Origin of the sequence: Serratia sp. 3ACOL1 (assembly GCF_003668775.1) — a bacterium.
In the GTDB taxonomy this organism is placed as follows: Bacteria; Pseudomonadota; Gammaproteobacteria; order Enterobacterales; family Enterobacteriaceae; genus Chania; species Chania fonticola.
The window spans coordinates 3,192,284-3,205,314 of sequence record NZ_CP033055.1 but is presented as its reverse complement, the minus strand read 5'-3'; the positions used below and the strand labels follow the sequence as shown (position 1 = coordinate 3,205,314).

The following is a 13,031-nucleotide window of genomic DNA, read 5'->3' as shown; positions in this document are numbered from 1 at the left end:
GAGAGGGTCGGGGTGAGGGGAAATGGCTACGGTGATCTTCCCCACACCCTAATGTAACCCCGGTTCAGCAAGCTGAACCCCAACACGTTGGTATCTGGATATGGCCGAACCTCGTTTTATTCATCTGCGCGTGCACAGTGACTACTCCATGATAGATGGATTAGCCAAGATCGGCCCGTTGGTGAAAAGAGCTGCCGCGTTAGCCATGCCAGCCTTGGCCGTCACCGACTTCACCAATATGTGTGGTCTGGTGAAGTTTTATGGCAGTGCGCACGGTGCCGGGATCAAACCGATCATCGGTGCGGATTTCCATGTGCAAAGCGAAGAGCTGGGCGATGAGCTGGCACAGCTTACCGTGCTGGCAGCCGATAACGTTGGCTATCAAAACCTCACCCTATTAATCTCCAGGGCGTATCAGCGCGGTTATGGCCCGGCAGGCCCGGTGATCGATCGCGACTGGCTGATAGAACACCGCAGCGGGTTGATCCTGCTTTCCGGTGCACGCATGGGCGACGTCGGCAAGTTTCTGCTGCGTGGCAACCAGGCCCTGGTCGATCAGTGCCTGGAGTTTTACCAGCAGCATTTCCCGGACAGCTATTATCTCGAACTGATCCGCACCGGCCGTGGGGATGAAGAAAACTATCTGCACGCCGCCGTAGCCCTGGCGACCGAACGTGGGTTGCCGGTAGTCGCCACCAACGACGTCCGTTTCCTGGTGGAAGATGACTTTGACGCCCATGAGATCCGCGTAGCGATCCATGATGGCTTCACGCTCGACGATCCCAAACGCCCGAAAAACTACAGCCCGCAACAGTACATGCGCAGCGAAGAGGAGATGTGCGAGCTGTTTGCCGACATCCCGGAAGCGTTGCTAAACAGTGTGGAAATTGCCAAGCGCTGTAACGTCACCATCCGTTTGGGCGAATATTTCCTGCCACAGTTCCCCACTGGCGATATGACCACCGAAGATTTCCTGGTGCTCAAGTCCAAAGAGGGGTTGGAAGAACGTCTGGAATTCCTGTTCCCGGACCCTGAAGTCCGTGCCGAACGACGTCCTGAATACGATGAGCGTCTGGATCTGGAACTGAAAGTGATCAACCAGATGGGATTCCCGGGCTACTTCCTGATCGTAATGGAATTCATCCAGTGGTCGAAAGATAACGACGTGCCGGTAGGCCCGGGGCGTGGCTCTGGTGCCGGCTCGCTGGTGGCCTATGCGCTGAAAATCACCGATCTCGACCCGCTGGAGTTTGACCTGCTGTTCGAACGCTTCCTGAACCCGGAACGTGTCTCGATGCCCGACTTCGACGTCGACTTCTGCATGGAAAAACGCGACCTGGTTATCGAGCACGTGGCGGAGATGTATGGCCGTGAGGCGGTATCGCAGATCATCACCTTCGGTACCATGGCGGCGAAGGCGGTTATCCGCGACGTGGGGCGCGTGTTGGGCCACCCTTATGGCTTCGTCGACCGTATCTCCAAGCTGGTGCCGCCCGATCCGGGCATGACGCTGGAAAAAGCCTTTGCGGCAGAGCCGCAACTGCCGGAAATCTATGAGGCAGACGAAGAGGTCAAAGCGCTGATAGACATGGCGCGCAAGCTGGAAGGCGTGACGCGTAACGCCGGTAAACACGCCGGGGGCGTGGTGATTGCGCCAACCAAGATCACCGACTTTGCACCGCTCTATTGCGATGCCGAAGGTAACCACCCGGTTACCCAGTTTGACAAGAACGATGTGGAATATGCCGGGCTGGTGAAGTTCGACTTCCTCGGCCTGCGTACCCTGACCATCATCGACTGGGCGTTGGAGATGATCAACGCCCGTCGCGCCAAAACCGGGTTGGAGCCGATAGATATCGCGGCCATTCCGCTTGAGGACAAGAAAAGCTTCGACATGCTGCAACGCTCGGAAACCACTGCGGTATTCCAGCTTGAATCGCGCGGCATGAAGGATTTGATCAAACGTCTGAAGCCTGACTGCTTCGAAGACATGATCGCACTGGTGGCGTTGTTCCGCCCCGGCCCGTTACAGTCCGGCATGGTAGATAACTTTATCGACCGTAAGCACGGGCGCGAAGAGATCTCCTACCCTGATATCCAGTGGCAGCATGAATCGCTGAAGCCGGTGCTGGAGCCGACCTATGGCATCATCCTGTATCAGGAACAGGTGATGCAGATCGCTCAGGTACTGGCTGGCTATACGCTGGGCGGGGCGGACATGCTGCGTCGTGCCATGGGTAAAAAGAACCCGGTCGAGATGGCCAAGCAGCGCGGCGGTTTTGAAGATGGTGCCAAATCGCGCGGCATTGACGGCGAATTGTCGGTAAAAATCTTCGATCTGGTAGAGAAGTTCGCGGGTTACGGCTTTAACAAATCGCACTCTGCTGCCTATGCATTGGTGTCTTACCAGACGCTGTGGCTGAAGGCCCACTATCCGGCCGAGTTTATGGCCGCGGTCATGACCGCCGATATGGATAACACCGATAAGGTGGTGGGGCTGGTGGATGAGTGCTGGCGCATGGGCCTGAAAATCCTGCCGCCGGACATCAACAGCGGGCAGTATCACTTCCACGTTAATGACGAGGGCGAGATCGTCTACGGCATCGGCGCCATCAAAGGCGTGGGGGAAGGGCCGATCGAAGCGATTATCGAAGCGCGCAATTCTGGCGAGCAGGGGTATTTTAAAGATCTGTTCGACCTGTGCGCCCGCTCCGATATTAAAAAGCTCAACCGCCGTATTCTGGAAAAGCTGATCATGTCCGGGGCGTTCGATCGCCTGGGGCCTCATCGCGCCGCGTTGATGAACTCCCTGGGGGATGCGCTTAAAGCGGCCGATCAGCACGCCAAAGCCGAAGCCATCGGTCAGGCGGATATGTTTGGCGTGCTGGCGGAAGCGCCGGAGCAGGTAGAGCAATCCTACGCCAACGTCCCCCCTTGGCAGGAACAGGTGGTGTTGGATGGCGAACGGGAAACGCTGGGGCTGTATCTAACCGGCCACCCGATCACCCAGTACCTCAAAGAAATCGAACGCTATGCCGGTGGCCAGCGTCTAAAAGATATGCATCCGACGGATCGCGGCAAGATGACTACCGCCGTCGGGTTGGTGATTGCCTCCAAGATCATGATGACCAAACGCGGCAACCGCATCGGCATTTGTACGCTGGATGACCGCTCTGGCCGTCTGGACATCATGTTATTCACCGATGCCTTGGAAAAATACCAGCATTTGTTGGAAAAAGACCGTATCCTGATCGCGACTGGACAGGTCAGCTTTGATGACTTTAACGGCGGGCTTAAAATGACCGCTCGTGAATTAATGGACATCAGTGAAGCACGTGAAAAATACGCTCGCGGGCTTGCTATCTCGCTGACGGACAGGCAAATTGATGACCAGCTTTTGAACCGTCTCCGTCAGTCTTTGGAACCCCATCGCTCGGGGACGATTCCAGTGCATCTCTACTATCAACGGGAAGATGCACGGGCAAGATTGCGCTTTGGTGCAACTTGGCGCGTGACGCCGACCGACCGCTTGTTGATAGATTTGCGGACCTTGGTAGGTAATGAGCAGGTGGAACTGGAATTTGACTAAAATAGGAATGCTATGAGTCTGAATTTTCTTGATTTTGAACAGCCGATTGCAGAGCTGGAAGCGAAAATTGACTCGCTGACCGCAGTCAGCCGTCAAGACGAAAAATTAGATATTAATCTGGACGAAGAGGTTCAGCGCCTGCGTGAGAAGAGCGTTGAGCTGACGCGCAAGATTTTTTCCGATCTTGGGGCCTGGCAGATTGCCCAATTGGCACGCCACCCGCGCCGTCCTTATACCCTGGATTATATCAAACACATCTTTACCGACTTTGAAGAGCTGGCAGGCGATCGCGCCTATGCCGATGACAAAGCCATTGTCGGTGGTATTGCGCGCCTCGATGGCCGCCCGGTGATGATCATTGGTCATCAGAAAGGGCGTGAAACCAAAGAGAAAATTCGCCGCAACTTCGGTATGCCAGCACCGGAAGGCTATCGCAAAGCGCTGCGCCTGATGGAAATGGCCTCCCGCTTCAAGATGCCGCTGATCACCTTCATCGACACCCCAGGTGCTTATCCTGGCGTGGGTGCGGAAGAGCGTGGCCAGTCTGAGGCGATCGCCCGCAACCTGCGTGAAATGTCTCGCCTGAATATCCCGGTGATCTGCACCGTGATCGGCGAAGGCGGCTCCGGCGGGGCATTGGCGATCGGCGTGGGCGATAAAGTGAATATGCTGCAGTACAGCACCTATTCGGTGATCTCGCCGGAAGGCTGCGCCTCGATCCTGTGGAAAAGTGCCGATAAGGCACCGATTGCCGCAGAAGCGATGGGCATCACTGCACCGCGTCTGAAAGAGCTGAAGCTGATCGATTCTGTGATCCCTGAGCCTTTGGGCTCCGCTCACCGCGACGTACCGGCAATGGCGGCTTCGTTGAAAGCCCAACTGTTGGCGGACCTGGCGGATCTGGATGGCCTGAACAACGAAGAGTTGCTCAACCGTCGCTATCAACGGCTGATGAACTACGGTTATTGCTAAGTGGGCGCAGCATGCGGCGCCCCTACGGCGGGAACATGCTAGCCCTTACAAACGTCCACTCAGCAATATGAAACCGCCTCTCGGGGCGGTTTTTTTATGCACGTAAGACAGCCTAGGCTTTTTATGTTGTTATAAGCTATTGGTAGTTAACTAAAGGATAGCTGCGATGAATATCATTGCGATCATGAGCCCGATGGGCGTTTATTACAAAGACGAGCCTATCCGCGAGCTGCACGTGGCGCTGGCCTCAATGGGTTTCCAACTGGTGTTCCCGAAGAACAGCGGTGATCTGCTCAAGCTGATCGAACACAATGCGCGTATCTGTGGGGTGATCTTCGACTGGGACGAATACAGCCTGGAGCTGTGCAGCGAAATCAACGAGCTGAATGAATACCTGCCGCTGTATGCGTTTATCAACACCCACTCCACTTTCGACGTCCATCTGCACGAAATGCGTATGGTGCTCTATTTCTTCGAGTATGGTCTGAACGCTGCCGACGATATCGCCCAGCGCATTCGCCAGTATACCGATGAGTATATGGACACCATCACCCCCCCGCTGACCAAGGCGCTGTTCACCTATGTGAAGGAGGGGAAATATACCTTCTGTACGCCGGGCCATATGGCGGGCACCGCGTTCCAGAAAAGCCCGGTGGGCTGCCTGTTCTACGATTTCTTTGGTGCCAACACCCTGAAGGCGGATATTTCCATCTCGGTGACGGAGCTCGGCTCGCTGCTGGATCACACCGGCCCGCATCTGGAGGCGGAGGAGTACATTGCCCGCACGTTCAACGCGGAGCAGAGCTATCTGGTGACCAACGGCACCTCCACCGCCAACAAGATTGTCGGCATGTATTCGGCTCCTGCCGGTAGCACGGTACTGATTGACCGTAACTGCCATAAATCGCTGTGTCACCTGCTGATGATGTGTGACATCGTGCCGATTTACCTGCGCCCGCTGCGTAACGCGTACGGTATTTTAGGCGGTATTCCCCAGCGCGAATTTACCCGCGACAGCATTGCCAAGCGGGTGGCAGACACCGCCAACGCCAGCTGGCCGGTGCATGCGGTGATCACCAACTCTACCTATGACGGCCTGCTGTATAACACCGATTACATCAAGCAAACGCTGGACGTGGCGTCGATCCACTTCGATTCGGCTTGGGTGCCTTACACCAATTTCCACCCGATTTATGACGGCAAGAGCGGCATGAGTGGCGATCGCATCCCGGGCAAGGTGATCTATGAAACTCAGTCGACCCACAAGCTGTTGGCGGCGTTCTCTCAGGCTTCGATGATCCACATTAAAGGGGATTATGACGAGAACACCTTTAATGAAGCCTACATGATGCACACCACCACTTCGCCGCATTACGGCATTGTGGCTTCGATGGAAACCGCTGCGGCGATGCTGCGTGGTAATCCGGGGCGGCGCATGATTAATCGCTCCGTGGAGCGAGCCCTGCATTTTCGCCGTGAAGTGCAACGCCTGCGTGCCGAGAGTGACACCTGGTTCTTCGATATCTGGCAGCCGGAAGAGATTGACGAGGCACAGTGCTGGCCGTTGAACCCAGACGACAACTGGCATGGCTTCGGCCAGACCGACAGCGATCATATGTATCTGGATCCGATCAAGGTCACCATTTTAACGCCGGGGATGAACGAACTGGGTGAGCTGGAGGAAAGCGGGATCCCTGCCGCGCTGGTAGCGAAATACCTGGATGAGCGTGGGATCGTGGTGGAGAAAACCGGCCCGTACAACTTGCTGTTCCTGTTTAGCATTGGCATCGACAAGACCAAGGCGATGAGCCTGCTGCGCAGCCTGACGGATTTCAAACGTGCTTACGATCTTAACCTGCGGGTGAAAAACATGCTGCCGGATCTGTATGCTGAAGATCCGGACTTCTACCGCCATATGCGCATTCAGGATCTGGCTGCCGGGATCCACCAACTGATCCGCCAGCACGATTTACCGGGCCTGATGCTGCGTGCGTTTGACGTCCTGCCGGAGATGAAGCTGACGCCTTATGAGATGTTCCAGCAGCAGGTGCGCGGTAATGTTGAAACCTGCGAGATTGGCCAGTTGGTCGGCAAGGTAGCGGCGAACATGATCCTGCCTTATCCGCCGGGCGTGCCGGTCGTGATGCCGGGGGAGATGATCACTGAAGAGAGCCGTGCGGTGCTCGATTTCCTGTTGATGCTGTGCTCGATCGGCGAACACTATCCAGGTTTTGAAACCGATATCCACGGGGCCAAGTTGACCGAGGATGGGCGTTATCTGGTGAAGGTGCTGAAAACCTCACAGATTGACTCTTAAACCTGATTACGGCTCCGTATCAGCTCCCTCTCCCTGTGGGAGAGGGTTGGGGTGAGGGGTCACTAAATAACTTACGGAGTTCATCCATGTTGGCATTACGACAGGTTCACCATATAGCGGTGATTGGTTCTGATTACGCCGTCAGTAAGCACTTTTACTGCGATATCCTGGGGTTCACCCTGTTAGCGGAATATTACCGCGAAGAACGTGACTCCTGGAAAGCCGATCTGGCGCTGAATGGCCAATACGTCATTGAACTGTTTTCTTTCCCATCTCCTCCAGCCAGGCCGAGCCGCCCGGAAGCCTGTGGCCTGCGTCACCTGGCATTCAGCGTAGAGGATATCGAGGCATCGATAGCGCATTTACAGGCGACCGGGGTCGTTTGCGAGCCAATTCGGGTCGATCCCTATACCCAATCCCGCTTTACCTTTTTCAGCGATCCTGACGGATTACCGCTCGAATTATATGAACTATGAATGCTTAATCTGCTGAGAGCGGCCCAAGTTATGGGTCGTTATGCTATCATCGCGCCCTTGCCCTCAGTGTCCACAGAGTTATTTCCGCCATGCAAGAGCCTGTTTTCCGCGTCGGGGAGTGGCTGATCACCCCGGCCGACAACCGCATAAGCCGTGATGGGCGTCAACGGACGCTGGAACCGCGCCTGATCGATATGTTGCAGTACTTCGCTCAGCACCCGGACGAGGTGCTCAGCCGCGACGAGCTGATTGATAACATTTGGAAGCGCAATATCGTCACCAACCATGTGGTGACCCAGTGCATTTCCGAACTGCGCAAATATCTGAAAGACGGCGATCCAGACAGCCCCGAATACATCATCACCGTCCCCAAACGCGGTTATAAACTGACTGCACCGGTCATGTGGTGTGAAGAGGGGGAAGATGCGCCGCCGTTGGTACCCCAGGTGGCCGTAGTAATGCATGAACCGGAAGATGGCAGCGAAGAAGAGGCTCCCGCCTATATACCGCCGCGTCCGGCTACCAAGCCAAAGACCCTGTTACCCACTGCGGCAGGTCGTTTTTATCAACGCTCACCCTTTTGGGTCTGGCTGACTTTCCTGGCGGCGCTGTCTGCCTGCGTCGCCTTTGTCGGCATTGCGACCCTGTCTCAGCGCATTCCGGTGTCCACTATGCCGGTGTTGCTCAACCCGCGTGATATCGACATTCGTATCCAGGGCGGTAACAGCTGCAGCAACTGGACGCCACAGCTCTCTTATGTGGTTGGCGTGAGTGAACTGGTCACCGACGCGCTGAATACCTATTCCACGTTCCTGGTACACGATCAGACCAACTACAATTTTGCCGGGCCGAGCAGCTCCGGCAAGTCGTTGTATATCGAGTTTGTTAACCAACGCCATTACCGTGCCCAGCAATGCTTCCTGTCGGTGCGGCTGGTGGATAATGCCGACAGCTCGATCATGCTGGATAAACGCTACTTTATTACCACCGATAATCAGCTAAAAATTCAGCAGGATTTCCTTACCAGCCTGTCGGCGGCGTTGAAACAGCCTTGGCCGCAGCAACTGGCACAGCGTTTGGCGCAGCTGCTACCGCAAAATGGCCCGGCGCTGCAGCGTTTCTATCAGGCACATCAGTTGCTGGTACAGGGTGATGCGGACTCACTAACCCGTGCCAGCAGCCAATTGGAGGCGATAATCAAAGCCTCGCCAGACTTTGAGTATGCCGTTGCCGAAAAAGCGCTGGTGGATTTGCTGCGTAACTCCTACCAACCTCTTGATGCGGCCGAACTGGCACAGCTACGAACGGAAATTACCCGCCTGGAGGCGTTGCCGGTATTGGCTGATGCCCCCATCTTGCAGCAGATAGTTACCGTCGATGCGCTTTCCCAAGGGAAAACCGATGAGGCTTACCGCGCCATTAATAAAGCTATCGATCTACAGATGTCATGGTTGAACTATGTATTACTAGGCAAAGTCTACGAAATGCAGGGCCATAACCATCAGGCTGCGGATTCTTATATTACCGCCTTCAACCTTCGCCCCGGTGAAAACACGCTGCATTGGATCCGTAATGGCGTATTCCAAACCTCAGTCACCGCAGTTGTTCCTTATTTAGACAATTACGACACGCAAAAATAACTCCATTGCCAACCGCTGGCACAAATACAGCGACACTAAAAGTCTAAGGCTGGTGGGAGTCATACGGTTACGACCGTTGAGCGCAGGGATGCGCGATTCGAGCCCCCAAGGATGGGTTTACGGCGTGTCGGCGTTCTGCATGGCTCCCATCTGTTGCACCATTATTTACAGCTACGCATAGAATTTATCTTATTGTTTCTAAACAAACTTTATCTTTTCTTTAGCTCATCTTGCTATCTTGATATGTGAGTTAAAAACCTCCGGATATCATTTGTAGGATCATGAGCGTAATTTCACCTTATCTTTAGGACTTTATTTGGGCCTATCGTTAGCATCCTGATTATCAAGTCTGTTCATTAATCTCGCCTCTTAATGCTCAGCACTTATCAGCATCGATAATCAGGAGAAACTGACCATGGCTTCATCCAAGAAAATAGGGCTTATTGCCTGCACCGGCGTCGTCGCCGGTAATATGATGGGGAGCGGGATTGCCTTATTACCGGCAAACCTGGCAAGTCTGGGATCTATCGCCATCTGGGGATGGGTGATTTCTATCGTCGGCGCGATGTCATTGGCTTATGTTTACGCCCGCCTGGCGACCAAAAACCCGCAGCAGGGTGGGCCAATTGCCTATGCTGGGGAAATCTCCCCGGCGTTCGGTTTCCAGACTGGCGTGCTTTACTACCATGCCAACTGGATCGGTAACCTGGCAATCGGTATTACCGCCGTTTCTTATCTCTCTACTTTCTTCCCCGCGTTGAATAATCCGGTACCGGCCGGGATTGCCTGTATTGCCATCGTCTGGATATTCACCTTTGTCAATCTGCTGGGGGGCACCTGGGTCAGCCGTTTAACCACGCTGGGTCTGGTACTGGTCTTGATCCCGATAGTGATCACCGCCGTGGCGGGGTGGCACTGGTTTGATGTTGCAACCTATCAAGCCAACTGGAATACCTCGGGTACCACCGACAGCCATGCCGTGGTGAAAAGTATCCTGCTCTGCCTGTGGGCGTTTATCGGCGTTGAATCCGCCGCCGTCAGCACCGGGATGGTAAAAAACCCTAAACGTACCGTACCACTGGCGACCATGCTCGGTACCGGCCTGGCAGGGATTATCTATATTGCTGCCACTCAGGTGATGAGCGGGATGTTCCCTGCGGCGCAAATGGCTGCCAGCGGTGCTCCCTTCGCCATCAGCGCCTCCGCCATTATGGGTAACTGGGCGGCCCCGATGGTATCCGCTTTCACCGCCTTTGCCTGCCTGACCTCGTTGGGTTCCTGGATGATGCTGGTAGGTCAGGCCGGGGTGCGTGCGGCTAACGACGGCAACTTCCCGAAAGTGTATGGCGAACTGGATAAAAACGGCATTCCGAAGAAGGGCCTGCTGTTGGCAAGCTGCAAAATGACCGCGCTGATGGTGTTGATCACCGTGATGAACTCCAGCGGCGGCAAAGCTTCCGACCTGTTCGGCGAACTGACCGGTATCGCGGTGCTGCTGACCATGCTGCCTTACTTCTACTCCTGCGTTGACCTGATCCGCTTTGAAGGCGTCAACGTGCGTAACCTGCTGAGCCTGGTGGCGTCGGTACTGGGCTGTGGATTCTGCTTTATCGCCCTGATGGGCGCCAACTCCTTCGAGCTGTCCGGCACCTTTATCGTCAGCCTGATCATCCTGATGTTCTATGCCCGCAAAATGAATACCCGCCAGGTTGCCAAAGCAGCCGCAACGGTCAACGACAGCACCACGGCCAAAGCGCACTGAGATTGCGTGCTCTGACCCACTGAATTTACCCAGCCCCTTTCTTTCCGACCTGTCAGCCGCGACGGGAAGGGGCCCGCTTTGCCTGGAGAAATGATTATGAACGTTATTGCCATCATGAATCACATGGGTGTCTACTTCAAAGAAGAGCCGATCCGCGAACTGCATCAGGCGCTGGAAAGCCTGGACTTCCGTATCGTCTACCCTAATGACCGTGAAGATTTATTAAAGCTGATCGAAAATAATGCCCGCCTGTGCGGCGTGATTTTCGACTGGGACAAATACAATCTTGAGCTGTGTGAAGAGATCAGCCAGCTCAATGAATACATGCCGCTGTATGCCTTCGCCAACACCTATTCGACGCTCGATGTCAGCCTCAACGATCTGCGCATGCAGGTGCGCTTCTTCGAATACGCGCTGGGCGCGGCCAAGGATATCGCCGCCAAGATCAAACAGAACACCGACGAGTATATCGATGCCATCCTGCCGCCGCTGACCAAGGCGCTGTTCAAATACGTGCGTGAAGGCAAATATACCTTCTGTACTCCAGGCCATATGGGCGGCACCGCCTTCCAGAAAAGCCCGGTAGGCAGCCTGTTCTATGATTTCTTCGGCCCGAATACCATGAAGTCTGACATCTCCATTTCGGTTTCCGAACTGGGTTCGCTGTTGGATCACTCCGGCCCGCACAAAGAGGCCGAAGAGTACATCTCCCGCGTATTCAATGCCGAACGCAGCTACATGGTGACCAACGGCACCTCTACCGCCAACAAGATTGTCGGTATGTATGCCGCTCCGGCAGGCAGCACCGTGCTGATCGACCGTAACTGCCACAAATCATTGACCCATCTGATGATGATGAGTGACATCACGCCGATCTACTTCCGGCCAACCCGTAATGCCTACGGTATTCTCGGCGGCATCCCGCAGAGCGAATTCAGCCGTGCCACCATCGCCAAGCGGGTGAAAGAAACGGCGAACGCCAGCTGGCCAGCGCACGCGGTGATCACCAACTCCACCTACGACGGCCTGCTGTACAACACCGATTTCATCAAGGAAACTCTGGACGTTAAATCGATCCACTTCGATTCTGCCTGGGTGCCTTACACCAACTTCCATCCGATCTACAAAGGCAAATGCGGTATGAGCGGGGGGCGGGTTGAAGGCAAGGTGATCTATGAAACCCAGTCGACCCACAAACTGCTGGCGGCGTTCTCGCAGGCTTCGATGATCCACGTTAAGGGTGACATCAACGAAGAGACCTTTAACGAAGCCTATATGATGCACACCACCACCTCGCCTCATTACGGCATCGTGGCGTCCACCGAAACCGCCGCTGCGATGATGAAGGGCAACGCCGGTAAGCGCATGATTAACGGTTCCATCGAGCGTGCCATCAAGTTCCGTAAGGAAATCAAACGGCTGAAAGTGGAATCTGAAGGCTGGTTCTTTGACGTCTGGCAGCCGGAGCATATCGATGAGCCAGAATGTTGGCCGCTGCGTTCCGACAGCGCCTGGCACGGCTTCAAAAACATCGATAACGAACACATGTATCTCGACCCGATCAAGGTGACCATTCTCACCCCAGGGATGAGCAAAGAAGGCGAGATGCAACCGTTCGGTATCCCGGCCAGCCTGGTCGCCAAGTACCTGGATGAACGCGGCATCATCGTGGAGAAAACCGGCCCGTACAACCTGCTGTTCCTGTTCAGCATTGGTATCGATAAAACCAAAGCGTTGAGCCTGCTGCGCGCGATGACCGATTTCAAACGCTCGTTCGATTTGAACCTGCGGGTGAAAAACATGCTGCCATCGCTGTATCAGGAAGCGCCCGAGTTCTATGAAAACATGCGCATCCAGGAGCTGGCGCAGAACATCCATCGCCTGGTCGAGCATCACAACCTGCCGGACCTGATGTACCGCGCCTTTGAAGTGCTGCCAACCATGGTGATGAACCCTTACCACGCCTTCCAGAAAGAGCTGCACGGCGAAGTGGAGGAAGTCTATCTGGAGGATATGGTCGGCAAGGTCAATGCCAATATGATCCTGCCTTATCCTCCAGGTGTACCGTTGGTGATGCCGGGGGAAATGCTGACCGAAGAAAGCCGCCCGGTGTTGGAGTTCCTGCAAATGCTGTGTGAAATCGGCGCGCATTATCCGGGCTTTGAGACCGATATTCACGGGGCTTACCGCCAGCCGGATGGTCGCTACACGGTGAAAGTGCTGAAAGCGGAATAATGGCATCACAGGGGAAAGCATAGACGCTTTCCCCTTGGTT

General features: G+C 55.0%; 7 protein-coding genes. All 7 read left to right on the top strand.

Annotation, left to right across the window (positions count from 1 at the left end; translation table 11 throughout):
• The first annotated feature begins 100 nt into the window (after positions 1 to 100).
• The 7 genes from dnaE to cadA all read left to right on the top strand — a co-directional run bounded on the left by dnaE (position 101) and on the right by cadA (position 12,991).
• Positions 101 to 3,589 (top strand): DNA polymerase III subunit alpha, encoded by a 3,489-nt coding sequence (gene dnaE, locus D9980_RS14465; RefSeq protein ID WP_024485575.1) that lies wholly within the window; start codon positions 101 to 103, stop codon positions 3,587 to 3,589.
• A 12-nt stretch (positions 3,590 to 3,601) separates the two neighbouring features.
• Complete coding sequence (gene accA, locus D9980_RS14460; RefSeq protein WP_021806103.1) at positions 3,602 to 4,561, top strand: acetyl-CoA carboxylase carboxyl transferase subunit alpha; 960 nt, start codon at positions 3,602 to 3,604, stop codon at positions 4,559 to 4,561.
• Positions 4,562 to 4,727: 166 nt separating this feature from the next.
• On the top strand, positions 4,728 to 6,878 hold the full coding sequence (locus D9980_RS14455; RefSeq protein WP_121607662.1) for a lysine decarboxylase LdcC: 2,151 nt from the start codon (positions 4,728 to 4,730) through the stop codon (positions 6,876 to 6,878).
• A gap of 86 nt (positions 6,879 to 6,964) precedes the next feature.
• The gene (locus D9980_RS14450) at positions 6,965 to 7,354 is read left to right on the top strand and encodes a VOC family protein (protein WP_121607661.1); all 390 of its coding nucleotides are present in this window, start codon (positions 6,965 to 6,967) and stop codon (positions 7,352 to 7,354) included.
• Between the two features lie 89 nt (positions 7,355 to 7,443).
• A complete protein-coding gene (cadC, locus tag D9980_RS14445; RefSeq protein WP_121607660.1) occupies positions 7,444 to 8,994 on the top strand; it encodes a lysine decarboxylation/transport transcriptional activator CadC in 1,551 nt (516 codons plus the stop codon).
• 415 nt (positions 8,995 to 9,409) lie between these two features.
• Complete coding sequence (gene cadB / locus D9980_RS14440) at positions 9,410 to 10,756, top strand: cadaverine/lysine antiporter (RefSeq protein ID WP_121607659.1); 1,347 nt, start codon at positions 9,410 to 9,412, stop codon at positions 10,754 to 10,756.
• A gap of 96 nt (positions 10,757 to 10,852) precedes the next feature.
• Positions 10,853 to 12,991, top strand: coding sequence for a lysine decarboxylase CadA (gene cadA / locus D9980_RS14435; RefSeq protein WP_121607658.1), 2,139 nt, complete (start codon positions 10,853 to 10,855; stop codon positions 12,989 to 12,991).
• Positions 12,992 to 13,031: the final 40 nt, after the last annotated feature.